This is a genomic window from Gammaproteobacteria bacterium, from assembly GCA_030949385.1.
Classification (GTDB): Bacteria; Pseudomonadota; Gammaproteobacteria; order JAUZRS01; family JAUZRS01; genus JAUZRS01.
Window position 1 is genome coordinate 1 of record JAUZSP010000002.1, and the last position, 25,002, is coordinate 25,002.

Consider the following 25,002-nt stretch of genomic DNA (forward strand, 5'->3'; position numbering starts at 1 on the left):
AATTTGTTGCAGATGAGAGGAAGTAACCTATTGATGGTGAGGAAGTGGAGGTTTATTATCGTGTGTCATCGGTAAAGATTGAATGAGGGTAGCTGATTTCCCATTGCGGTTTTTTTCTGCCTCAGTAGCTTGATTGATTCGTTTGAGCGGTGTATGGACAGTTTGCGCTGCTTGGATCTTAGGTTTTGAAATTGTTTTAAAGTAGAGGGCGATGGCATGATGGGCTTGTTGACGTAACTGTTCGGACTGCCCCCTTTTCTGCAACTTCTTGTTGAATGGGGCGAAGCTGTCACGATTGTTTGGGTCGAATGCGTATTTGTGGCAAAAGTCTAAGTAAAAGCGAAGCCACTTTCTGTAATAAGGCTGTTGGTTTTGAACAATGGGATGTTGATTCAGTAGCCTATCGTAGTGGCGGGTAAGGTTGTCGCTGATTGTGATCATAGGGTGATATCCATATCTGTATAGCTTGAATTTTTGGGGTGATATGCAGTTAGAATATCTTTAGTAAAGGGAGTTTGGTTTGTCAAAGGAAGTAAAGACAGTAAGATATACAGGTCTGCATAATCACTTGTTAGGTGCAAAGAACATGAAGACCGGTGGAAGAAATATAGGACATTACAAAGAATGAAGATTGATAAAATTAAAATAGCAAATTTTCGATCATATCAAGACGAAATAGTTATTGATCTCGATGATTTAAATGTCTTTGTGGGTAAGAATGATATTGGTAAATCAACGGTTTTAGAAGCACTTGATATTTTCTTTAATGAAAATAAGGGCGTAATCAAACTTGATAAAGATGACGTAAACAAAAAATCTAAAAATGAAGGTGATGCGGAAATAAGAATTAGTTTGGTTTTTAGCAATCTGCCTAATACTTTAACGATTGATGCAACAAATCCAACAAGCTTAGCTGATGAGTATCTATTAACTGAAAAAGGGTGTTTAGAAATAACCAAAAAATACCCAAACGCTGGAAAAGAGAAAATATTTATTAAAGCTCATCACCCAGCAAACCCTGATTGCGCTGGCTTGCTTTTAAAAAAGAATGCAGATTTAAAAAAGATATTAACGGCAAATGATATCAATTGTGAAGATAAAACAAAAAATGCAGAAATACGTAAATCTATATGGAATCATTATTCGGATAATTTGCAATTAGAAGAAGTTGAAATTGAGTTAGCAAAAGAAGATGCAAAAAATACTTGGACTCAATTAAAAAGCTATATGCCTTTGTATTCGCTATTTCAATCCGATAGAAAGAACAGTGATGGAGATAGTGAAGTACAAAACCCAATGAAATTGGCTGTTCAGGAAATTCTGAAAGACCAAAGGTTAATGGATAGCCTAAATAACGTTGCAAGTGAAGTGGAAGCAAAACTAAAAAAGGTTGTAGGTAAAACGCTAGAAAAACTTAATGAAATGAACCCTGAAATAGCGGATAGCTTAACACCTGTAATCCCCACTCCTGACAGTCTCAAATGGATTGATGTGTTTAAAAGTGTTTCGATAACAGGTGACGAAGATATACCAATTAATAAGAGAGGTAGCGGAGTTAAGAGATTAATTCTTTTGAATTTTTTTAGGGCTGAAGCTGAGCGAAGACAAAATGAAAACAATGTCCCTAGTATAATTTATGCTATTGAAGAGCCAGAAACATCCCAGCACCCGAACCATCAGAGAAAGCTTATAGAGGCATTTGTTGAATTATCTCAATCGGATAATACGCAAATACTATTAACAACGCATAGCCCTTCAATAGTCAGATTATTAGAGTTTGATCATATCAAGCTAATAAAAAATGAACCCAATAAAGAAGTTGTCAATGTTCGACGCAACGAATTACCGTATCCTTCACTAAATGAAGTTAATTTTTTGGCATTTGGAGAGTCAAACGATGAGTATCATAATGAGCTATATGGATTTATAGAAAGTGAAGAACTATTAACTAAATATAAAAATGGTAAGCAAAAAAATCACCTATATCAAAATTATGCGTAATGGTAATAGGCGAGACGAACAAAAAATTATTAGTGAATATATTCGCCATCAAATACACCATCCTGAAAACACTCTTAATGAGCGGTTTACAGACGAACAACTACAAGAGTCTATTGGCGATATGAGAGTATTTATTCAATCTCAAGGGCAAGGCGAGTGAAAGCACCTAACAAAAGCATACACGCGGGCTGCCAAAAGCGGCGCGGCTTTCGCTACGCTACAGCAACACCACATTCGGCAGCCGGTGATGCTAGGCGTTATGTTTAAAAAACTTGATTTTACGTGCGTATTAGCGTACGCCCAATAAAGAGGTAAATAATCATGACGATACTAAATGCTACTGAGGCTAGGTCAAAGCTGTATAGCCTTATAGATGAGGCCACTGAAACCCACCAACCTATTGTAATTACAGGAAAAAGAGGCAATGCAGTGCTAGTCTCAGAAGACGATTGGAATGCGATATCTGAAACCTTTCATCTACTATCAGTACCGGGAATGAGAGAGTCTATCCAGGAAGGATTGAAACAAGATCTATCTGAAAGCTCCAAGGAGCTTGATTGGTGACTTGGGAGGTTGTGTATACAAAACAAGCTCAAAAGGATGCTAAAAAACTAGCGTCTTCTGGGCTAAAAAATAAAGCAAAAAAACTATTAGATATCATTCAAAAAGACCCTTACCAAAATCCACCACCGTATGAAAAATTGATTGGTGATTTGTCAGGTGCTTATTCACGCCGTATCAACATTCAACATAGGCTCGTATATCAAATATACGAAAAGGAGAGGGCCATTAAAATTATCAGGCTCTGGACGCACTATGAATAAAAAGTCTAGCGAATAAGGTTAGATCGTGATTCACGCGCAGCGTGAGTCCACAACCTGAACCGTTTGTTGGGCAAGCCCGTCGGTTGAGTTATTACACGCTATTGGTAAGCGCTCAATAAACCCCACCTAAACATCCCAGAACGCCTGAGTTACGGTACCTCCACATTCACAGGAGGCTATTCGCGGTTAAGTTAAAAAATACTCGGCTGTGGTATCAGCGCCGCTACTCCGGCTCATAGGCCAAATTAGGCGACAACCAACGCTCGATCACATTCAACTCCATCCCCTTACGCGCTGCGTAATCCTCCACCTGATCGCGGTTGAGTTTGCCCACGGCAAAATAACGCGCTTGTGGATGGGCGAAGTAGAGACCACTGACGGCGGCGGTGGGTACCATCGCTTTCGATTCCGTCAGCCAGATGCCCGTATTGGCCTCGGCATCGAGCAACTGCCAGAGCAGATCTTTTTCCGTGTGATCGGGGCTGGCGGGATAGCCCATCGCCGGACGGATGCCGCGATACTGCTCGGAGATCAGTTCGTCGTTGTTGAGCTGTTCGTCGCTGGCGTAGCCCCACAGCTCGGTGCGGACTTGGTGATGCAGCCACTCGGTGAGCGCCTCGGCAAGACGATCCGCCAAGGCTTTCAGCATCAGTGAGCTGTAGTCGTCGTGATCTTGATCGAACTCGGTAATTTTGGCATCAATGCCCTCGCCAGCGGTGCAGGCAAAAGAGCCTAAATAGTCGGCCACGCCGCTGGCTTTAGGGGCGACAAAGTCCGCCAGACATTCGTTGTATTTGCCCTTGGGCTGCTTGCCCTGTTTGCGTAGATTGTGAAAGGTGAGCTGAGTGGTTTGACGTGTGTCGTCGCTGTAGATTTCGATGTCATCGCCGACGGCGTTGGCGGGGAACAGGCCGACTACGGCACGCGCGGTGAGCCACTTTTCATCAATGATCTGTTGCAGCATCTCGGTGGCATCGGCGTAGAGTTTGGTGGCTGCGTCGCCTTTCTCAGCGTCTTTCAAAATGGCGGGGAAACGCCCACGCAGTTGCCACGCATGGAAGAAAAACGTCCAATCAATCAGCGGCACAATCTCATTCAGGTCGATGTCGTTCAACACCGTGATGCCCAATTTCTGCGGCTGTTTGGGTTGATAGGTTGGCCAATCAATCGGGGTTGGGTTGGCTTGCGCTTTTGCCAGCGGGATCAGGTTACGCGCTTCGTTTTTATTCGCACGGCGCAGACGCACCTCGTCGTAGTCGGTTTTGATCTCGGCCAGATAGGGGTCGCACTTGGTCTCAGAGAGCAGGTTGCTGGCCACACCAACGGCACGGGAAGCGTCGGGCACGTAGATCACTGGGTTGTTGTAAGCGGGATCAATCTTGACCGCTGTGTGCGCTTTGGAGGTGGTGGCTCCGCCGATCAGCAGTGGCTGTTTCATGCCTCTGCGCTGCATCTCTTTGGCCACATGCACCATCTCATCCAGTGAGGGGGTGATCAGCCCCGAGAGGCCAACGATGTCCACCTGCCGCTCTTCGGCGGCGTTGAGGATCTCCTCGGCGGGGATCATCACCCCAAGGTCAATCACCTCGTAGTTGTTGCACTGCAACACCACGCCGACGATGTTTTTGCCGATGTCGTGCACATCGCCTTTCACCGTGGCGAGCAAAATCTTGCCTCGGCTGCTGGCGGCGGCATCGGCTTTTTCCGCTTCAAGGTAGGGTTCCAGATAGGCGACGGCTTTTTTCATTACCCGCGCCGATTTGACCACTTGGGGCAGAAACATTTTACCGGCTCCAAACAGATCGCCGACGATGTTCATGCCGTCCATCAAGGGGCCTTCGATCACATGCAGGGTTTTTTCTGAGTCGAGGCGCACCTCTTCGGTGTCTTCGATAATAAACTCGGTGATGCCTTTTACCAGCGAGTGGGCGAGGCGTTTGCGCACCGGCAGTTCACGCCAAGTCAGATCGGCTTTGTTCTCCCGAACGCTGCCATCGCCTTTGTAGTTGGGTGCCAGATCCACCAGCTTCTCGGTGGCCTCACTGTTTTTGTTCAGCAGCACATTTTCAACGGCCTCGCGCAGCTCGGCGGGGATGTCGTCGTAAACCACCAACTGACCGGCGTTGACGATGCCCATATCAAGACCGGCTTGAATGGCGTGGTAGAGAAACACCGAATGAATCGCTTCACGCACCGGATTGTTGCCTCGGAAGGAGAAGGAGACATTGGAAACCCCGCCACTGACCATCGCATAAGGCAGGTTTTGTTTGATCCAGCGGGCGGCGTTGATGAAGTCCACGCCGTAGTTGTTGTGTTCGTCGATGCCGGTGGCGACGGTGAGGATGTTCGGATCAAAAATAATGTCTTCGGCGTTGAAACCAACCTCTTCGGTGAGGATGCGATAGGCGCGACCGCAGATCTCTTGGCGACGTGCCAGATTGTCCGCTTGCCCCTGTTCATCAAAGGCCATGACGATGATGGCGGCTCCGTAACGCTGGCAGAGGCGGGCGCGTTCAATAAAGGCCGCTTCACCCTCTTTGAGGGAGATGGAGTTGACGATGGCTTTGCCCTGCACGCATTTTAGCCCCGCTTCAATGATCTCCCATTTGGAGGAGTCGATCATAAAGGGGACTTTGGTGATCTCCGGTTCGGCGGCGCAGAGGTTGAGAAAACGCCGCATGGCGACCACGCCGTCCAACATGCCTTCATCCATGTTCACATCGACGATCTGCGCGCCGTTTTCCACCTGGGTGCGGCAGATGTCGAGCGCCTCTTCGTACTCTTCGTTGAGGATCAGGCGCTTGAATTTGGCCGAGCCGGTGATGTTGGCGCGTTCACCGATGTTGATAAAATTAAGGGCTTTTTCCAGATTGAGCGGTTCTTGACCGGAGAGGCGGCAAACGTTGTCGATTTTGGGCAGCACACGCGGCGGAGTGTTTTTCACCGCTTCGGCGATGGCGCGGATGTAGTCGGGGCTGGTGCCGCAGCAGCCACCGACGATGTTTAAAAAGCCGCTGCTCGCCCATTCGCCGATCTGCTCCGCCATGTTTTCTGGGGGCAGATCGTACTCGCCAAATTCGTTGGGCAGACCGGCGTTGGGATGCACATTGACCCGAAACTCACTGATGCGCGAGATCTCTTCCACATACTGGCGCAACTCATCGGGGCCCAGAGCGCAGTTGAGGCCGATGGAGAGGGGCTTGGCGTGACGCAAGCTGTTATAAAAGGCTTCGCTGGTCTGGCCAGAGAGGGTGCGCCCAGAGGCATCGGTGATGGTGCCGGAGATCATCACCGGAATGCGAATGTTCTGTTCAGCAAAAAGGCGCTCGCAGGCAAAGACGGCGGCTTTGGCGTTGAGGGTATCGAAGATGGTTTCGATCAGCAGAATGTCCACCTGACCTTCGATCAGAGCGTGAATGGCGGTGGTGTAATCGGCCACCAGCTCATCAAAATTGACGCTGCGCGCCCCAGGGTCATTGACATCTACAGACATAGAGGCGGTTTTTTGTGTCGGTCCGAGCACCCCAGCGACAAAACGCGGTTTGTCAGGGGTGCTGTATTTGTCCGCCGCTGCACGGCAGAGCTGCGCCGAGACGAGGTTGATCTCATAGGCGTGCTCTTGCAGACCAAAACGCTCCAGATCTTTGGCGGTGGCACCAAAGTTATTCGTTTCGATGATGTCAGCACCGGCTTCAAGGTACTGCTCGTGAATCTCGCGGATCAGCTCGGGTTTGGTCAGTACCAGCAGATCGTTCATGCCTTTGAGGGGGCTGGGCCAATCGGCAAAACGTTCGCCACGGTAGTCTTCTTCTTCCAATTTGTAGCGTTGGATCATGGTGCCCATCGCACCATCCAGAATCAAAATACGTTCTTGAAGTGCGCTGAGAAGAAATTTACTGCTGGGGGTGGTGTACATGCTGAGCCTCGTGCCGTGCCGCTGAAAAATAGGCGCAGATTCTAACATGAGGCGGGCAAGTCTGGTTTGCGGATCAATAGCAGCTCTTTGTGAGTTTACGGAGTAAAATACTGATTTTATCGCAAACCTGAGGGTGCCGCTGTGCCAAAGCGTGAAACAAAATTATCAGCAGAGCTGGTGAAACGAGATCGGGCGGTGGTTTGGCACCCTTATTCGGCGATGCAGAGCGAGCAACCGCTGTTTCCAGTGGTGTCGGCGGAGGGGGTTTATTTGCGGCTGGCCGATGGGCGACGGCTGATTGATGGCATGTCCTCTTGGTGGTGTGCGATTCACGGCTACAACCATCCGCATATGAATCATGTGGTGCAGGCGCAGCTGGAGGATATGGCGCATGTGATGTTTGGTGGCTTGACCCATCCGGCGGCCATCGAGCTGGCTGAACGGTTGGTGCAGCTGACTCCTGAGCCGTTGCAGCGGGTCTTTTTTGCTGATTCGGGATCGGTGGCGGTGGAGGTGGCGTTGAAGATGGCGATGCAATATTGGGTCGCCAAAGGCCATGCTCAAAAGCGGCGTTTTCTTGCCCTGCGTCAAGCCTATCACGGTGACACGTTTCACTGCATGTCGGTCTGCGATCCGGTGACGGGAATGCATTCGCTGTTTGGTGAGGTGTTGCCCAAACAGGTGTTTGCCGAAGCGCCTCAATGTGGTTTTGAGCAGCCATGTACAGATGACGATCTGCACTCGATAAAAACCTTGATGGAGCTGCATCGACACGAATTGGCGGCGGTGATTCTTGAGCCGGTGGTGCAGGGTGCGGGGGGGATGCGTTTCTATTCTCCAGACTACCTGCGTCGGGTGCGAGGCTTGTGCGATGAGCTGGGGGTGTTGCTGATTGTGGACGAAATCGCCACCGGTTTTGGTCGCACGGGCAAACTGTTTGCCTCTGAACACGCTCAAATCAGTGCCGATATTCTCTGTGTGGGTAAGGCCTTGACCGGTGGTTATTTGAGCTTGGCTGCCACCTTGACCACCTGTGAGGTGAGTGAGGTGATTGATGGCGGTGATCCTGGGTTGTTTATGCACGGCCCGACCTTTATGGCCAACCCCTTGGCTTGTGCAGCGGGTTTGGCCAGTTTGGAGATTTTATCGACGGCGCAGTGGCAGGTGCAGGTGCAGGCCATTGAAGCGGGGCTAAAAGTAGGTTTGGCTGCCTGTGAGCCGTGGCCGTGGGTTGCCGAGGTGCGGGTGTTGGGGGCGATTGGGGTGGTGGAGTTGCAGCAGCCAGTCAATATGGCCACGATTCAGCAGCAGTTTGTTGAGGCGGGTGTTTGGGTGCGACCCTTTGGCAAATTGGTTTATCTGATGCCGCCTTACATTATCTCCACAGCCGAGTTGGCGCAGTTGACTGCGGCGGTTTGTCGTGTGGTTTCAACGCTGGGTGATTAAGGCTGTTTGTTGGCAATCGTGACGCGCATATTTTCGACCACCACTTCCAGTTTTGAGAGACAGACCTGTTCGCCATTTTTTAGACCTTTGCTGATAATGACCACGTTGTTTTCCAGCCGTGCCACGTCAACGGAGCGCAGATGCAGACGTTGGTGTGCGTCGATGATCCAGAGCTGATCTTGGCCGCGCAGCGCGTTGCGGGGCAGGACAAAAACGTTCTTGAGCTGTTTGCCTTCGATGCGGGCTTGGACAAATTGGCCTGGGGTCAGTTGGGGCTGAGCATCTGAGTGGCTGTTATCGACTTCGGCAACCAGATAGTGCATTCGTGTTTGGGAGTCGATGATCTGTTCGCTGCGTTGAATCAGACCCTGCCAGCGTTGTTGCTGTTGTTTGAGTTCAACGGCAATGGGCTTGCTGAGTGCTTGATGCGGATTTTGCTCTAAAAAGGCCAACTGTTGCTGATGCAAGGGCAGACGAATTTCGACTTTGTCGAGGCTGTAGAAGCGACCGATGGAGCTGCCTGCGCGCAGGTAGAGGCCGAGATCGGCCTGCTTTGTTTTCAAGTAGCCGTCGTAAGGCGCATGGATCTCGGTGCGTTCGAGGTTAAGCCTTGCCAGCGCGAGATCCACTTTACTGGCCGACAACTTGGCTTTGGCTTCGATTAATTGTGGTTTTTTCAGTAGCAGCGGGCTGGCTTGGCCTTTTTTGCCCAGTTGTTGCCAATCAAACAGCGCTTGTTCGCTGTTGGTTTTACTCAGCAGGTAGCGTTGTTTGGCCTGAGTCACCACAGCTTCAGCCCGTTGTACTTGCAGATCGTAGTCGGATTGCTCCAGTGAGAGCAGCAATTCGCCCTGTTTGAAAAAACCACCGACAGCAAATTGCGGCGCGAGGGAGCGGACTTTTCCGGTTACTTCAGCGATCAGTTCACTTTCTTGTTGTGGTCTGACACTGCCTTGGGAGTGCAAATAGAGTTGATAGTTTTGGTTTTGTGCGCTGAGTACGCGCACCACAGGTGTGTAGCTTTCTTTGGTTTTGGCTTCGATTTTTTGGCCGGAATTGATTAGCAGTTTGCTGGCAAAGGCGGCAACAATCAGTAACAGAATGGGTAAGGCGATTTTGAGCAGCTTCATGGAAAGAGGACTTGCAGAAAGAAGGAGGGGCTATTATGGAACAAAGTGGAATAAAAATGCCATCCTTGGCGTACGGCCTCCCTGCCGTTGATCCACGGAGAGGTAAAAGGTAACTTTCTATCTTGTATGAAAACTCCGACTGAGATTGAACAGAAAAGTTCATGCGGAGGCAAAACAACCCAACTGAAAGACTTCAGCTGGGTTTTAGAGGCCGAGGCTTCTAAATTTTACTTAGCAACAGGAGCAGCAACTACGGGAGCAGCAGCAGGCTCAACAGCGGCTACGGTAGAAGTTGTGTCGGTTTTGGTGGCCACATCGCTGTTGCCTTTAGCAGACGCGTTCATGTTGAAACCGAAAGAACCGGAACCGTTAGCAGAACCGTTTCCGGTGCCATTTCCAGCGCCGTTACCGTTGGTGTCGGTGCTGTTACCGGTGCTGTCCATGTTGCCTTTGGTATCGGCGTCTGCTTTAGCAGATGCGTTCATGCTGAAACCGAAAGAACCGGTGCCGTTACCAGCAGTTTGTGTAGAACCGTTACCATTACTGTTGTTGTAGTTGCTGTTGTTAGCAAAAGGACCGAACCAAGCGTGAGAAGCAGCAGAAGCGGTCAACAGAGCAGCAGCAGCGATAATTTTCAATGTTTTCATCAGGTTAATCTCCAAAAGTTTAATAATCTAAAAAGTAAAAAAGAGTTTGTTTAGGGTGTTGGCGGTGCCTGCCTAAACGATGAAATGGAGTCTATTAGTAATAACTAATATTAGCAAGTTCTTTTTTACTTGTTTTCTAAAATAGATTGAAAAAAGATTTTAGATCTATTTTTCTCGTTTTAGGGGTTAAAACGCATGGAGAGATCGATGGCTTTGATGTCTTTTGTTAGCGCACCAATGGAGATGTAGTTAACGCCCGTTTCAGCTTTGGCGCGGATATTGGCCAAGGTGATGTTGCCGGAGGCTTCCAGATCGATTGTGCCTGCGGTGAGATTAACCGCTTGTTCGAGCAGAGGCAGATCAAAGTTATCCAGCATAATGCGGTCAGGCTGAGCTGTCAGTGCTTCTTGCAGTTGATTGAGGTTTTCGACTTCGACCTCAAGCAGTACTTCAGAATTGATGCGACGAGCGGTGCGAATGGCGGTGGTGATGCTGCCTGCGGCGGCAATGTGATTCTCTTTGATCAGAAAGGCATCGAAGAGGCCGATGCGATGGTTGTGACAACCACCCACTTTAACGGCGTATTTTTGTGCTAAACGCCAACCAGGCAGGGTTTTTCGGGTGTCGAGCACTTTGACATCGGTACCCGCCACCGCTTGGACGTAGCGATGGGCGCTGCTGGCGGTGGCGGAGAGGCTCTGTAAAAAGTTGAGTGCCGTGCGCTCCCCCTGAGAGCAGGCTGCGAGCGCAGCCGTGCAGGGTGCAGAGTGTTTGTTTGGCGCTGAGCGTCTCGCCTTCTTGAGCGAGCCATTTAATGCTTATGCTGGGATCAATTTGGCGAAAGACCTCGTCAAACCAAGCAGTGCCACATAAAACAGCAGTCTCGCGACAGACGATGCTGGCGTTGGCGTGTTGTTCGATGGGGATGAGTTGAGCACTGAGGTCGCCGTCACCAATGTCTTCGGTGAGGGCATTTTTTACCATCTGCTGGATCAGTTGTTTGGTGGGTAAGATAGTCATCAGTGTGGTCTGGGCTCTTCGCTAAAACGGATGGTTTCGATGTTCCACTCTTTTTCCGAGGCGGTCAGAATCAGGCAGCTGGGACCGCCGTTGGTACGCACTCGCCCTGATGCGCCTGGGTTGACCACCCACGGTGTTTGGCTTTTGTCGATCACCTGTTTGTGGGTGTGGCCGTAAATGACGATGCGTGCCTCGGGATGGGTGGCACGCAGCGCATCGTGGCAAGGGGTGTGATGTCCGTGAACATGACCGTGTTCCATTGCCAAAATACCGCCTGGTAGGGTGAGCTTGGCCTCCCTGGGCAGGCGCTCCACAACATCATTGGCTTCGGGCCAACGACCGGGAAGATCGTTGTTGCCGGTGACGGCAATCAGTCGTTCTGTGAGCGTGGCCAATTGTTGTAACACGGTGACATCACAGATGTCTCCGGCGTGCAAAATGTAGTCACAACCGCGCAGCTTTCCGATAATACGTTCATCGAGATGAGCGTGGCTGTCGGAGAGAATACCGACCACAACCGATGTGTCTGAAATCGGTTGTGAGTGGGGTTGGTTAAGTGACTTCACGGCGTTGTTCTTCTTCACGTTTACGGGCTTCGGCAATTTCGCTTTCTCGGCGCATTTCCAAGATTTCTTTACGTTCTGCAATGCGTTTTTCAAAGGCACCTTTCTGTTCTTCCAAGGTTTTTTCGGCAAACAAAATTTGGCGCAAGAACTGGTAACCGAATTCCATCGCGATGATGTCGTCTTTGGCGATGGCTTCGTAGGTGCTGTCGGCCAGATCGTAGCTCTTTTTGAATGAATCACTGGCAATAAAACGACGAAAGCGATCCATGTCATAGGAGGCCATAAAAAAGAGTTGCAGGCTCAATGAAGAGGGGCGACCGATGCTGGGGCCAGCAGAACGTTTTTTCAGCATTAACTGCAACCAGCCACGATTGTGTTCATCGTAAACTTCTGCTTTTTGTTCTTTTCGATAGTCGCCAATGGTGATGGTGCGATCTTCTTTGTGCCCCATGCAGTGGGACTCTTTTACCAGTGAGAAATGGGCTTCATCGGTGGTGGAGTCTTTGTGGTGCATCGCCAGCATGGCGACGGGGTAATAACGACAGACCGCAGGACGATCTTCGTAGACCGTGCAGCCGTCTTCATTCAAAAAGGAGCAGGCACCGTCGTTGTCGGTTTTCAGCTTGACTCCAGGTAGGCCGTCTCGATCCATCTCAAAGGGTACGGTGTGGTCGGCGAGAAATTCGCTGGAGTTTTTGTCCAGACGTTGTTTCAGGCGGATGATGTCGTAGGGTGCCAAGGTGATGTCGGCCTGTTTACAACAGGCGTTAAAACAGGAGATTTCTTTGTGGCAGCGAAATTGGATTTCGGTCTCCAGCTCCATCACTTCAGGGACGATGTCGCTGGTGAAGGGGATGTCTTCTGGGTTGACGGGGTTATGTGTACTCATGTCTGTTTCCTTATTTGATGGCCGGATATCGACAATCGGTCCTGATGTGATGTTGCCTCGGGGGTCACTCTGCCAGAGGCCGATTGCGGATATTTAGGCTTTTCTGTAACGAAAAAATCCGAACACCTTTCAGTGTCCGGACTTTTCAAACCAATAAACTGCTAAGTAGACTTACTTGAACAGTTTGGCTTTGTCAACAATATCGACGTGAGCGCGCTTGAAACACGTCCACTTTTGAGTCTCTTTGCTGTAGATGGAGTTGACAAAACAGTGCCAGTTCTCTTCATCAACAAAGTTTTTATCCATGCGGTAGTAGAAACCAGGATAACGTGACTCTTCACGGAACTCGATGTGCTTCATGTGCGCTTCAGCAGTCAGGATGCGATGGTAGTTTTCCCATGCACGCAGCAATTCGTGCAGATCTTTCGCACGCATTTTTTCTGCATCTTCCTTCAGCATGTCCATCTTCTCACCAGCAACCCGCAGCATTTCTGCGTTGGTGTTGTAGTAAGTAGAACAACCGGCAACGTACTCATCCATAATTTTTTGCAGACGGAACTGCAACATTTTAGGGGTGATGTAGTTCGGGTTGACGTCGATCGCAGTACTGTAGTCTTTGAACTCCAGGAAGGTACGAACGGGTTGATAAATGGCATCAACCAAGGTGTCAATGTCGGTATCCAACTCAGGTGAGAAGTCTTGGTTGTCAATGCAGTACTTGACCATGGACTTAGCAGCCATCCGACCTTCAGCGTGAGAGCCAGAGGAGAACTTATGCCCAGAAGCACCAACACCATCACCGGCGGTGAACAGACCACTGACGGTGGTCATACCACGGTAGCCCCAGTTCCAACCTGAAGGCAGGTGGCCTGGCACTTTGTCGGCTTCGTCATGTTCTTCAGTGGTGGGTGCACCAACGTCCGTAGGACCAGAGGTCCAGATACCACAACAACCGGAGTGAGAACCCAACAGGTAGGGTTCGGTAGGCATCAGCTCGGAGTTTTTCTTCTCAGGCTCAATGTTTTCACCAACCCAGACACCACATTGGCCGATACACATATCGAGGAAATCTTCCCACGCTTCTGCTTCCAGATGTTTCACTTCGCGAGGAGACAAGGTTTTGCGCAAGTTAGCCAGAGCGGTAACGGTGTCCATCCAGATGGGACCACGACCTTCTTTCATCTCTTTCAGCATTAAGTGGTTACGCAAGCAAGACGCAGGAACCGCTGCCTGACCGTAAGGAGGGTAGTCGTTCAGCATCTCTTTGTTGCGATCCATGTACACTTCACCAAAAGCGTTGGTTGCTTTGGCTTTGAAGAGCAGGAACCACGCGCCAACAGGACCGTAACCGTCTTTAAAACGGGTGGGTACAAAGCGGTTTTCCATCATGGTCAATTCAGCACCGGCTTCGGCAGCCATGGAATAGGTAGAACCTGCATTCCAAACGGGGTACCACGCACGGCCTTGACCTTCGCCTACGGAACGAGGACGGAAGATGTTGACACAACCACCCGCGGCCAACAGGATCGCTTTGGCTTTGTAAACCACGATTTTGTGATCACGAGTAGAGAAACCCACTGCGCCAGCGATGCGGCTAGGATCGTTTTTGTCGTTGATCAGTTTGACGATGAAGATACGTTCTTCAATGCGGTCAATACCGAGGGATTTTTTCGCAGCTTCAGCAACGATCCATTTGTAGGATTCGCCGTTGATCATGATTTGCCATTTACCAGAACGTACGGGTTTGCCGCCGTCTTTCAATGAGGTCATGCCTTTAGAGCCGTCAAAACGCTCGCCGTTTTCGTCGGTTTTCCAGATGGGCAGACCCCATTCTTCAAACAGATGTACGGATTCATCAACCACACGACCGAGATCGTAGGCTAAATCATCACGGGTCAGCCCCATCAAATCGTTAGAGACCATGCGCGCGTAATCCGCAGGATCCTGCTCAGCACCGATGTAGGTGTTGATCGCAGAGAGACCCTGGGCAACCGCACCAGAACGATCCATTGCGGCTTTATCAACCAGTTTGATCTTCAGATCAATACCGTGCTCTTCTTTTGCTTTTTTTGCCCAAGGCATGATTTCGTACGCAGCACCGCAACACGCCATGCCACCACCAATCATGAGGATATCAACCTCTTCTTGGACTACCTCTGGATTTCCAAATTCACCAGCCATTCTTCTAATTCCTCAAATTTTTTCAAAAAATGCGTCAATAACGACAAAGGTCAAGTTACTTACGGATCAGCTCGCTGGGATCGCCTTCGCGGAAACCGTTCTGTTCTTTGTGGTTGAAGAAACCGATTTTTTCGATGTTGGCCATATCAGCTTCTGCTTTGCCACCGTAACAATCGATAGAACCTTCAGGTGTGGTACGGATAGGGAATTTGAAGCGTTTCAAGGTGCCGTTACGGAATTTGATCGTCCACATAATGGAGTCAGAACCACGCAGAGGCTGCACAGAACCACCCAAAGGCACAACGTCAGCGTAGTGACGTGCTTCAATGGCGTTTTGAGGACAGATTTTCACGCAGGAGTAACACTCCCAGCACTGCTCAGGCTCTTGGTTGTATGATTTCATCGCGTGGCCGGTTTCAGAACCGTCTTTGTCGAGTTTCATCAAATCGTGGGGGCAGATGTACATGCAAGCAGTCTTATCTTGACCTTTACATCCATCACATTTCTCAGTACGTACGAACGTTGGCATCGTAGTAACTCCTTAAGGGGTCGTAGTGAACTACAAAAGTGCTCATAGAGAGCCGGTTTCTTCATTTTTCAAAAAAACCAATTAGGGTAGGATTTTTCTGAATTGCACCACTTTATAGAGGGTTGGTGGGTAAAATCCAAACAGAATTTCCTTTGTGGTCATAAGGCAAGCTTATAAATCTATTTTATTTCCTTTCTGTTGGTGCTTGGGTTGGTTGCCTGTTTGTGCCAATATCTGTTTGCGAAAGTGAGGTTAGATGGATGTTAATGGCAATGAAAATAATAAGTTTATGACTACTGAAACGTATCGTTGTGTGGTGATGTTTGCGGATGTGGCGGGAAGTACCCGACTTTACGAGGAGTTGGGGGATCAACTGGCGCAACAAGTGATCGCTGAACGTCTCGTTTCTATGGCAGCCGTGGTGGAGCGTTTTCAAGGTACGGTGATTAAAACCATCGGTGATGAGATCATGGTGCGTTTTGATGAGCCGGACCTGGCTGTGATGGCAGCCTGTCATATTCATGAACTGGGTGCCTCAAAAACGGTGCAGGGAGTGATTCTTTCTGAGCACATTGGTCTGCACTACGGCTCGACGGTGCTTTCCAATGGCGATCTGTTTGGTGATGCGGTCAATGTGGCCGCACGTCTGACCAGTGTGGCGCGTGGCGGGCAAATTATGACTTCACAAGAGACCATGGATCGACTCTCTGACGATTTGAGTCTGTTGGCGCGCCGTTTTGATCTGACAAAAGTTAAGGGACGCAGCCAGCCGATTATTATGTATGAGGTGATTTGGGAGTCGGAGGATGACGTTACCGGCATTCATGAGCAGGGAGTCACTCGTCCCTTGGCGCTGGAGCCGTTGCTGCTGCGTTGTCACACGGAAGAGCGCACTCTGCTACCCAATTCAGTGATGTTGTTGGGGCGTGGCAGTCAATGTGATTTGGTGATTAAAGGTAATGCGATTTCGCGCTTGCACGCCTTTATTGAGTATCACAATGGTAAATTTATCTTGCGTGATGAGAGCACCAATGGGACTTATGTGAAAATGAAAGAGGGGCGTGCTGTCTACCTACGTCGAGAGGAGTTGCCGTTGCTCGGCTCAGGGGTGATCAGTTTGGGTGCGCCGGTCAGAGAACCGGATCATCGCCTGCTCTATTTTGATGCGCAACAGGGTGAAGAGCAAGCAGAGAGTGAAGCGGAAAAACTCACTGTTTTGATCGGTGTTCAGCCTGTTAAAATGAGCCGTTAGTTTTGTGGTGTTTCACGAAATTGTTCAAATTCACGTTTGCTGAGGGCTTTTTGGTAGGCTTCCTCACCGGTGATGAGTTGTTGATCGAGCAGTTTGCGTAAGGCTCCATCCATCGCTTGCATCCCCAGCAAGGCACCACTTTGCATCACATCATCCAGCTGATTGGTTTTACCTTCGCGCAGCAGATTGGAGACCGCCGAGGTGTTGATCAGGATTTCAATTGCGGCAACTCTGCCGCTGCCGTCGGCTCGCCGAGCCAACTGTTGAGAAATAATGCAGCGCAAAGAGGTGGAGAGCATGGTGCGCACCTGAGCCTGCTTGGAGGAGGGGTAGGAGTTGATGATGCGATCCACGGTGTCGGAGGCGCGGTTGGTGTGCAGCGTCCCCAATACCAAGATGCCGGTTTCAGCGGCAGTGACCGCGAGGCTGATGGTTTCATGGTCGCGCATCTCACCGACCAGAATGGCATCGGGATCTTCACGCAAGGCCGAGCGCAGTGCGCTGGCAAAACTGGGTGTGTGTAAACCAACTTGGCGTTGGCTGATCAGGCACTGCTTGCGCTGGTGGGTAAACTCAATCGGATCTTCAATGGTGATGATGTGACCCTTCTTTTTGCGATTGATGGAGTCCACAATCGCAGCCAGCGTGGTGGACTTGCCTGAGCCGGTTTTGCCAGTGACTAAAATCAAGCCCTGTTTGTCCATGCTGAGGCTGGAAATGATGCTGGGCAGCCCGAGTTCTTCAAGGCTCATGGCTTTATTGGGGATGGCACGAAAGACCATGCAGACGCCGTTTAGGTGGCGAAAGGCGTTGACCCTAAAGCGTGCCAGATGTTCGATGCTGTAGGCAAAATCGGCTCCGTCGTCTTTTTCAAAACTCAATCGGGCGGTTTGATCCATGATTTCATAAAGATATTCATGGACTTTTTCTGAGTGCAGCGGTGGTTCGTCAAACGGAGCCAGATCACCGGTTTTACGGATTCGAGGCGGATCACCCGCAATCAGATGCAGGTCGGAACCTTCGGATTCAATCAATTTTCGCAGCAGTCGGTCTACTTGGTTCATGGTCTTCTATCTTGACCCTAGAGGCCAGCCAAGTCTACTTTGGGTAGAATAGTGGGATCGGTAACAAAACGTTGAAAGACTTTTTTGTCATTGGCTCTTAAGTACGCTTCATTGGGATCAATTTCTTGTTTTTCTATTGCAATCATCAGTGCCTGATCCATCAGTTGCATGCCGTAGGTTTTGCCCGTTTGAATTTGGGCGGGGATCTGGTGGGTTTTATCGCGCAAAATAAGTTGTGCGATGGCGCGTGTCATGACCAATGTTTCGATAATCGCTTTGCGCCCTCTTCCATCCAATGTTTTGACCAACTGTTGCGTGATAACGCCATGCAGATTTTGAGATAGAAAGGTTTTTCCTTGTTCGCGCTGCTCCGCAGGCAGCGCATCAATAATTCGATCCACAGTTTTGGAGGCGGTGGTGGTGTGCAGTGTGCCGAGCACCAAATGTCCGGTTTCAGCGGCGGTCATGGCCATCATTATGGCTTCAGAGTCACGCAGTTCACCGACGAAGATGACATCGGGGTCTTCACGCAGAGCGGCGCGGATGCCGTCGGCAAAGGTTTTTACATGGGTACCGATCTCTCTTTGTACCACCTGGGATTTTTTGCTCGGGTGGAGAAATTCAATTGGGTCTTCAAGGCTGATGATGTTGATCGCTTTGGTGCGGTTCAGGTAATCAATCAGCGCCGCCAGGGTGGTGGATTTGCCGGTGCCGGTGGAGCCAGTGACTAAGACCATGCCTTGGTGATGATCGCCCAGTTGCTCGACAATGGGTGGCAGACCGAGTTTTTCCAGTGAAGGAATATTAGAGTCGATGTGCCGAAAAGTAGCACCAAGACCGGTGGATTTGTGAAACAGATTGACCCGAAAACGTCCCACTTCGGGGTCGCTGTAGGAGAAATCCAGATCTTCGCCGTGTTGCAGGCGCTGCTGCTGGGCTTCGGTAAGGATTTCGTGCAGATAACCCTTTAATTCGTTTTTGCGCAGATCGCGGAATTTAATCGGCATCAGATCGCCGTTGATGCGCAACATGGGTGGGACATCAACCGCCAGATGAATGTCTGAGCAGCCTTGGTTGCGAGCTAATTTGAGAAAGGCGTCAATGCGCGCCATACCAAACCCTTGATTATCTGAAGTGTCTCAGTATCTTAGCCACATCTCGCATCGACTGGTAGCGTTTTTCTGGTTTTGCCGACATCATCTTGATCACCACCGCACTGAGGGTGTTGGGGATATTGGGGTTTTTCTTGTGCGGTGGGGTGGCTTTGCCCTGAGCGTGTTGGTAGAGCACGGAGATCAGGTCTTTGCTGTCAAAGGGCGGCGAACCGGTGAGCATTTCGTACAGCAATACGCCCAAACTGTAGATGTCGGTGCGTTCATCAATGCGTTTGCCGTGAATCTGCTCCGGTGCCATGTAACGAGGGGTGCCAACCACAGCACCGGTTTTGGTCAGTTGAGTGTCACCGCTGCTGCGCGCAGCAGCCACACCAAAATCAACGATTTTGACCAGATCCCGGTTGTTGATCAAAATATTAGCCGGTTTGATGTCACGATGCACAATGCGGTGTTTGTGGGCGCAGACCATGCCTTGAGCAATGCTGGTGGTGATGTGAATGGCGCGTGAGATGTGGAGTGGTTTTTTCTCGGTCAGTTCGGCACCAAGAGTGTGTGAGCTGAAATATTCCATCGAGATGGCGAACAGCCCGTTTAGCATCAGAAAGTCGTAGATGCGAATCACATTGGGGTGGGTGATCTTACGCGCGTAACGCAATTCGCGCACAAAACGTTTCAGCATGTTTTCATCGCTGGACATCTGCGCGTGCAAAATTTTAAGCACGATGCGTTCTTTAACCACCTCATCGTCCATCAGCAGTACGGTACCAAAAGCGCCTTTGCCGACCCGACGTACAAAGCGATAGCGGTTGTCAATCACGTCGTCGGGTGTCAGGGCGTTAATGTCGATGGGTTGACCCGCTTGGGTTTGTAACCACATGGGGCGAATGGCATTGAGGGCGGTGACGGAACCGATGGTGTTCTCTTTCTGGCCATGAGCCGTTTGCGCGTGAATGGCCTCAATCACGCCAGGTAGACGAGATTCAATGCGTTTGAGCATCTCATCGGCGGCGTACTGCACCTCTTGGCCACTGCTCTTGGCGTGTTGGTAGACTGCTTCGATGACGTTTTTGGCCTGTTTTTGATCGGTTAATTCGGCCAAGGCGTGCAGGGCTTCAATTTTGGTTGAGGGTTCGGGGCGTTGCAGCTGCTTGATCATTGCCGGAACCGCTTTGGCATCCCCGAGAGAAGCGATGGCCGGGATAACAATGGGCGCGGTGTTGGGGGTTTTTTCCAGCAATTTGAGCAGATGCGGGATCGCAGAGCTGTTGCCTAAATTGACGATGGCATCAATGGCGCGTTCGCGCACCCACCAGTCGGGATCTTCCAAAGCGCCGATCAGTGCTTTTAGGGCGCTTTTATCTTTGGTGCTGTTGAGAATCTCAATGGCAGCGCGGCGAATGATGTCATCATCGTCTTTGATTAGCTCGACCACCGCTTGTACCACCCGAGGGCCGCCGATTTTGGCTAAGGCGTCGGCAGCACGGGCGCGCACCCACCAGTCGTCGTCTTTGATGGCGTTGAGCAGGTCTTTGATGGAGTTGGTATCACCGATGGCATTGAGTACTTCAACTGCGGCGCGGCGGATGTATTCTGAGTCATCTTTGAGTGGATCAAGCAAATAATGCACGGTGCGTGGATGGTTGAGGCGAATAATGGCTTCAATCACTTTGCTTTGAAAATTGAGATCCGGATCCTTTAGTAGCAGACACAATTTATCAATTTGCATTGGGGCGTTCATTTTAGACAGCCCTTCTAGTGCCGTCTGGCGAATCTGTTTGTTGCCGTCATTGAGCAGCAGATGCAGGGCTTTTTGCACCATGCTTTGATTGAAACGGGTTAAAATTTTGGCGATGTTGAGGCGAATAATGTCGTCTTTGCCTGAGAGACGGTTGACCAGTTCGGGTACCAATGATTCATCGGCAATTTTGGCTACTAAGGACAACAGGGCACTTTTCAGGCTGGCTTCGAGAGTATAGGAGTAACGCAGAACCTGATCGGCATTGAGTCGATCTTTATGCCGTTCCAGCAGCTCCATTAGGCTTGATTTTGAGATGTCTGGATTTTTGAACAGCTCCAGCAAGCGGTTTGGATCGTATTGAGGTTGCTGTAAAATTCGACTGATGCCAAGAATCACATGTGGGTTTTTATGGTTGAGTCCCTCAAAGTAGAGCGACAGGGTGCTGTTATTAAGAAATTTAATTAATAGGGAGTTGTAGAGTAGAAGTTGTTGTTTGTCGGCTATTTCTAGGGCATTAATAATGGTTGGAATGGCGGAGCCGCCGAGTGCTTTCAGCTTGTTGGTGGCTTTTTTTGCCTCTTCATGATCGAGACTATCAAAAGACGAGATGCGCGAAATAAGGCGTTTCGCTTGAAAATCACGCATCAAGTTCATCGTTGTCTCGACCCTCAGTTTTACATAGGTTTTGAATTTCTGGCCATGTTATCACTATTGTGAATCAGATGTTTAGCAGCGTTCATGATTCCAAAGCGTTATTGTCGTGTTCCGGTTCGTGGTGCGAGACTCTGGCGATGTAGGATTTATTCACCAAGGTGACTTGTTCAGCAGTGGAAAAAATCCGCACAAAGTGGTCATTATGGTGATTGAGATAATCAAACAGACGGCTGTGGTCGGTCGGTAGGGATTCGAGCACGTCACCGTCGATAATGGAGCCGTCCATAAGATAGAGTCGTACCGGTAGTTGTACGGAGATGCTCTCTCTGTTGGGTGCGCTGCGTTGGTACTCCAAGCGGATAATGGCTTGTTTGTTGTAGAAGCGCGGCGATGGGTAATCACGATGTTGCAGCACAATAAAAGGTGAGGGTGGCGGGGATTGATTAAGAATGTCTTCGGGCAGCTCTTCGCCTGGATGAAAATCGCTTTCGTAACCGAGAAACATTGTGCCCATAACGATGCCTTCTGGGTGAACCCAGAGTTTAACGTCCTGTTTTTTTTTAGGAATATTTAGATTTTTTTTCATTGTTGTTTTCTACCGTGATTGCAGTCTTGGGTTCTTACCGTGATGCCAATCTTATGCCTGTAACGGCACAGTTGTCGTGATAAAGACATTATAGTTCTTGATATTCCTATTTTTGAGGCAGAGGATGTATGCTCTTTATAAGTGAAAAAGGAGTCCTGAAACGCTGTGCAATGCAGCATGAGGTATGGCCTATAGGGATGTTTTATTAATACGCTTTTACAATGATGTTGCGATTTTTGGGGGTCGCTGAATGGGTATTGGCCTGTTTTTTGTGCTTGTTATTCTGATCGTAAATTTAAGAGGTTTTATATGACAACATCGTTAGTGTTTGCTCTGTTATGTGCTTTTTCAGCCATTATTTTTGGCATTTATCTTATTTATCAAGTTATGGCGTTGCCAACGGGTAACGAGAAGATGGTGCGTATTGCAACGGCGATTCAGGAAGGTGCTACCGCGTACCTGAAACGTCAATACACCGCCATCGCTTGGGTGGGTGGTGTTCTGTTTATTACACTTTACTTGGCCTTAGATGGCTATACGGCGGTAGGGTTTGCCATCGGCGCGCTGCTGTCGGGTTTGGCCGGTTATATTGGGATGCACGTTTCGGTGCGTGCCAATGTGCGTACCGCTCAGGCGGCACATGAGGGCATTAACCCCGCTCTGCAGGTGGCCTTCAAGAGTGGCTCAATCACCGGTATGTTGGTGGTGGGTTTAGGCCTTCTGGGTGTGGCCGGTTATTACTTGGTTTTGCAGCAGATGGAAGTGGCTGATCCGCTGCACGCGCTGGTGGGTTTGGCTTTTGGTGGTTCTTTGATCTCCATCTTTGCTCGTTTGGGCGGCGGTATTTTCACCAAGGGTGCGGATGTCGGTGCGGACATTGTGGGGAAAGTGGAAGCCGGTATTCCAGAAGACGATCCCCGTAACCCCGCTGTGATCGCCGATAACGTTGGGGATAACGTCGGTGATTGTGCCGGTATGGCAGCTGATTTGTTTGAGACCTACGCGGTGACCATCATTGCTACCATGCTATTGGGTGGTTTGATCTTTAAAGACGCTGCGGATGTCAGTGCGGCGGTGATCTACCCGCTGGTCTTAGGTGGGGTTTCTATTATCGCTTCAATCATCGGTACATTTTTTGTCAAAGCCTATGATGGCGGCAAAATTATGAACGCCCTCTATCGCGGTTTGCTTGTGGCGGCGCTGTTATCTGCGGCGGCATTCTATCCGGTGACCCAGATGATTATGGGCAACAACGCCGATTTGAGCGTCAATGCACTCTACGGTTCGGCTCTGGTGGGTTTGCTTTTGACCGCGTTGTTGGTGGTGATCACTGAATATTACACCGCGACGGAATACGCTCCAGTACGTCACATTGCGGAAGCGTCTACCACCGGTGACGGTACCAATGTGATTGCGGGTCTGGGTGTCTCCATGCGTTCGACGGTGTTGCCGGTGTTGGCGGTCTGTGCTGCGATTTGGAGCGCCCATGAGTTGGCTGGGTTGTATGGCATCGCCATTGCGGCTACGGCAATGTTGTCGATGGCGGGCATTATTGTGGCATTGGATGCGTATGGACCGGTGACCGACAACGCTGGTGGTATTGCTGAAATGGCGGAGTTGGATGAGAGTGTGCGTAACGTTACCGATCCGTTGGATGCGGTGGGCAATACCACCAAAGCGGTAACCAAAGGGTATGCCATTGGCTCGGCAGGATTGGCGGCCTTGGTGCTGTTTGCTGATTACACCCACGGTCTGGAGAAAGCGGGCATTCATGTCAGTTTTGATCTTTCGAATCACTTGGTGATCATCGGTCTCTTTATTGGTGGTCTGGTGCCGTACTTGTTTGGGGCGATGGCGATGGAAGCGGTCGGTCGGGCAGCGGGTGGCATTGTCAAGGAAGTGCGCCGCCAATTTAAAGAGATGCCGGGCATTATGGATCGCACTCAGGAGCCGGATTATTCTCGCGCTGTGGATATGCTGACCAAGTCAGCTATTAAAGAGATGATCATACCTTCACTGTTGCCGATTGTGGTGCCGGTGTTGGTGGGTCTGATCTTGGGGCCACAAGCCTTGGGTGGCATGTTGCTGGGTACGATTGTCACCGGTCTGTTTTTGGCCATTTCCATGACCACCGGCGGTGGAGCGTGGGATAACGCCAAAAAATACATCGAGGATGGGCATTTTGGTGGCAAAGGTTCCGCTGCACACAAAGCGGCGGTGACCGGCGATACGGTTGGTGATCCCTACAAAGACACCGCCGGGGCCTGCGATCAACCCGTTGATCAAAATCATCAATATTGTGGCTTTAATGATGATTCCTTTGATGTAGGTGGTTTTGTTGTTGTGGTGTAATGAAGGCGATGACTTAGGTTGTCGCCTTTTTTATTGGCTTGCTAAATAATGATCAGGAGAACAAAAATGCGCGCAGAAATCATTGCACGGCTGCATCAACTTGAAAAAGAGGAGCAGGTAACCATTCTTTACGCCTGTGAGTCAGGCAGTCGGGCTTGGGGCTTTGAGTCAAAAGACAGTGATTATGACGTGCGTTTTATTTATGTGAGAGCACGCTCGTGGTATTTGAGGGTGGATTCTGATTTGACGCGTGATGTACTGGAGCGACCGATTAATGACCTGCTGGATATCAGTGGCTGGGATCTAAAAAAGGCATTGAAACTGCTGTATAAATCGAATCCAGCACTGCTGGAGTGGCTCAGTTCACCAACGGTCTATCTTGCTGATAAGGCCTTTGTGGCGGCGTTAAAATCGCGTTTGCCGGAGTATTATTCGCCGCGTGCGTGTTTTTATCATTACGCTCATATGGCACAGGGTAATTTTCGTCAGTATCTGCAAGGGTCTACAGTACGGATCAAAAAATACTTTTATGTCTTGCGACCTATTTTGGCCATGCAGTGGATCGAGCGTGGCATGGGGCGAGTGCCGATGGAGTTTGAAACACTGGTTGATCGGTTGGTTGATGACGTGGAGCTTAAGGCGGCAATTCAAACCTTGTTAGCTGAAAAACGAGCGGGCTTTGAGCAAGATTACTTGCCGCGTAGGGCAGTGATTAGCCGGTTTGTTGAGGCTGAATTACAGCGTTTAAATAAGAAAGCAGCCGATCAGGAGAGGATTGTGGTTAACTATGATTCTCTGAACAGCTTATTTTTAGAGCTGTTGGATATGCCATAAATCACCATTATTTACCCCCAAGGGCTCTTAAACTCCGTACCGAGCTGAAAGCCAAAATGAGTCTCCAAATCAAGTCTCATAATCAACTGGTCTACCGCTTGTTGGCCGTGCTCTTTTTGCACTTCGACCAAGATCAATTTGGCGGCGTTGCGGTTGTAGCCGCTGCCCATGGTGATGTGCTCTTCTAGCAGTTGTTGTGCGCGTTGTGGGGTCATGTTGATATTGCCTTTTGTCTTGAGCATAAAAAAGGGGATGATC

At 49.8% G+C, this 25,002-nt stretch carries 18 protein-coding genes and 3 pseudogenes; 7 read left to right on the top strand and 14 right to left on the bottom strand.

Annotated features, from left to right (window positions below):
- Window positions 1-27 precede the first annotated feature (27 nt).
- A complete protein-coding gene (locus Q9O24_02005) occupies window positions 28-441 on the bottom strand; it encodes a hypothetical protein (protein MDQ7073936.1) in 414 nt (137 codons plus the stop codon).
- A gap of 183 nt (window positions 442-624) precedes the next feature.
- On the opposite strand from Q9O24_02005, the pseudogene Q9O24_02010 reads away from it, so the two are divergent.
- From Q9O24_02010 to Q9O24_02020, 3 genes and pseudogenes are all read left to right on the top strand, one after another.
- Window positions 625-2,161 (top strand): annotated as a pseudogene (locus Q9O24_02010) (ATP-binding protein).
- A gap of 161 nt (window positions 2,162-2,322) precedes the next feature.
- Entirely contained in the window at window positions 2,323-2,565 is a 243-nt protein-coding gene (locus tag Q9O24_02015) for a type II toxin-antitoxin system Phd/YefM family antitoxin (protein MDQ7073937.1), read from the top strand.
- Complete coding sequence (locus Q9O24_02020) at window positions 2,562-2,825, top strand: Txe/YoeB family addiction module toxin (GenBank protein ID MDQ7073938.1); 264 nt, start codon at window positions 2,562-2,564, stop codon at window positions 2,823-2,825. Before Q9O24_02015 ends, Q9O24_02020 begins: the two co-directional genes overlap by 4 nt.
- Before the next feature lie 223 nt (window positions 2,826-3,048).
- Here the strand turns inward: Q9O24_02020 and metH are convergent, their stop codons facing one another.
- On the bottom strand, window positions 3,049-6,741 hold the full coding sequence (metH, locus tag Q9O24_02025; protein MDQ7073939.1) for a methionine synthase: 3,693 nt from the start codon (window positions 6,739-6,741) through the stop codon (window positions 3,049-3,051).
- A 141-nt stretch (window positions 6,742-6,882) separates the two neighbouring features.
- Between metH and bioA the strand changes: the two genes are divergently transcribed.
- Window positions 6,883-8,187 (top strand): adenosylmethionine--8-amino-7-oxononanoate transaminase, encoded by a 1,305-nt coding sequence (bioA, locus tag Q9O24_02030; protein MDQ7073940.1) that lies wholly within the window; start codon window positions 6,883-6,885, stop codon window positions 8,185-8,187.
- Here bioA and Q9O24_02035 read toward each other — a convergent pair.
- From Q9O24_02035 to aprB, 7 genes and pseudogenes are all read right to left on the bottom strand, one after another.
- The gene (locus Q9O24_02035; protein ID MDQ7073941.1) at window positions 8,184-9,317 is read right to left on the bottom strand and encodes an efflux RND transporter periplasmic adaptor subunit; all 1,134 of its coding nucleotides are present in this window, start codon (window positions 9,315-9,317) and stop codon (window positions 8,184-8,186) included. The genes bioA and Q9O24_02035 overlap by 4 nt on opposite strands.
- 227 nt (window positions 9,318-9,544) lie before the next feature.
- Window positions 9,545-9,964 (bottom strand): hypothetical protein, encoded by a 420-nt coding sequence (locus tag Q9O24_02040; GenBank protein ID MDQ7073942.1) that lies wholly within the window; start codon window positions 9,962-9,964, stop codon window positions 9,545-9,547.
- A gap of 179 nt (window positions 9,965-10,143) precedes the next feature.
- Window positions 10,144-10,984: pseudogene (gene nadC, locus Q9O24_02045) on the bottom strand (carboxylating nicotinate-nucleotide diphosphorylase).
- Window positions 10,984-11,550 (bottom strand): metallophosphoesterase family protein, encoded by a 567-nt coding sequence (locus tag Q9O24_02050; protein MDQ7073943.1) that lies wholly within the window; start codon window positions 11,548-11,550, stop codon window positions 10,984-10,986. The pseudogene nadC and the gene Q9O24_02050 overlap by 1 nt, the downstream one beginning before the upstream one ends.
- Window positions 11,537-12,439, bottom strand: a complete 903-nt coding sequence (locus tag Q9O24_02055) for a YkgJ family cysteine cluster protein (GenBank protein ID MDQ7073944.1) — start codon at window positions 12,437-12,439, stop codon at window positions 11,537-11,539. The genes Q9O24_02050 and Q9O24_02055 overlap by 14 nt, the downstream gene beginning before the upstream one ends.
- 171 nt (window positions 12,440-12,610) lie before the next feature.
- On the bottom strand, window positions 12,611-14,620 hold the full coding sequence (gene aprA / locus Q9O24_02060) for an adenylyl-sulfate reductase subunit alpha (protein ID MDQ7073945.1): 2,010 nt from the start codon (window positions 14,618-14,620) through the stop codon (window positions 12,611-12,613).
- Window positions 14,621-14,675: 55 nt separating this feature from the next.
- Window positions 14,676-15,149, bottom strand: coding sequence for an adenylyl-sulfate reductase subunit beta (aprB, locus tag Q9O24_02065; protein MDQ7073946.1), 474 nt, complete (start codon window positions 15,147-15,149; stop codon window positions 14,676-14,678).
- 256 nt (window positions 15,150-15,405) lie between these two features.
- Here aprB and Q9O24_02070 point away from each other — a divergent pair, with 256 nt between their 5' ends.
- Complete coding sequence (locus Q9O24_02070) at window positions 15,406-16,401, top strand: adenylate/guanylate cyclase domain-containing protein (GenBank protein MDQ7073947.1); 996 nt, start codon at window positions 15,406-15,408, stop codon at window positions 16,399-16,401.
- Here Q9O24_02070 and Q9O24_02075 read toward each other — a convergent pair.
- The 4 genes from Q9O24_02075 to Q9O24_02090 all read right to left on the bottom strand — a co-directional run bounded on the left by Q9O24_02075 (window position 16,398) and on the right by Q9O24_02090 (window position 21,558).
- Window positions 16,398-17,465, bottom strand: coding sequence for a type IV pilus twitching motility protein PilT (locus Q9O24_02075; GenBank protein ID MDQ7073948.1), 1,068 nt, complete (start codon window positions 17,463-17,465; stop codon window positions 16,398-16,400). The genes Q9O24_02070 and Q9O24_02075 overlap by 4 nt on opposite strands.
- Window positions 17,466-17,482: 17 nt before the next feature.
- Window positions 17,483-18,577 carry a PilT/PilU family type 4a pilus ATPase gene (locus tag Q9O24_02080; protein MDQ7073949.1) on the bottom strand — a complete coding sequence of 365 codons (1,095 nt, stop codon included), beginning with the start codon at window positions 18,575-18,577 and terminating at the stop codon, window positions 17,483-17,485.
- A 13-nt stretch (window positions 18,578-18,590) separates the two neighbouring features.
- Entirely contained in the window at window positions 18,591-20,972 is a 2,382-nt protein-coding gene (locus tag Q9O24_02085; protein ID MDQ7073950.1) for a HEAT repeat domain-containing protein, read from the bottom strand.
- Window positions 20,973-21,054: 82 nt separating this feature from the next.
- Entirely contained in the window at window positions 21,055-21,558 is a 504-nt protein-coding gene (locus Q9O24_02090; GenBank protein MDQ7073951.1) for a hypothetical protein, read from the bottom strand.
- A gap of 309 nt (window positions 21,559-21,867) precedes the next feature.
- On the opposite strand from Q9O24_02090, the pseudogene Q9O24_02095 reads away from it, so the two are divergent.
- Window positions 21,868-23,887: pseudogene (locus tag Q9O24_02095) on the top strand (sodium-translocating pyrophosphatase).
- Window positions 23,888-23,976: 89 nt separating this feature from the next.
- Window positions 23,977-24,744, top strand: coding sequence for a nucleotidyltransferase domain-containing protein (locus tag Q9O24_02100; protein ID MDQ7073952.1), 768 nt, complete (start codon window positions 23,977-23,979; stop codon window positions 24,742-24,744).
- 11 nt (window positions 24,745-24,755) lie between these two features.
- Here the strand turns inward: Q9O24_02100 and Q9O24_02105 are convergent, their stop codons facing one another.
- On the bottom strand, window positions 24,756-24,986 hold the full coding sequence (locus Q9O24_02105) for a hypothetical protein (protein ID MDQ7073953.1): 231 nt from the start codon (window positions 24,984-24,986) through the stop codon (window positions 24,756-24,758).
- Window positions 24,987-25,002: the final 16 nt, after the last annotated feature.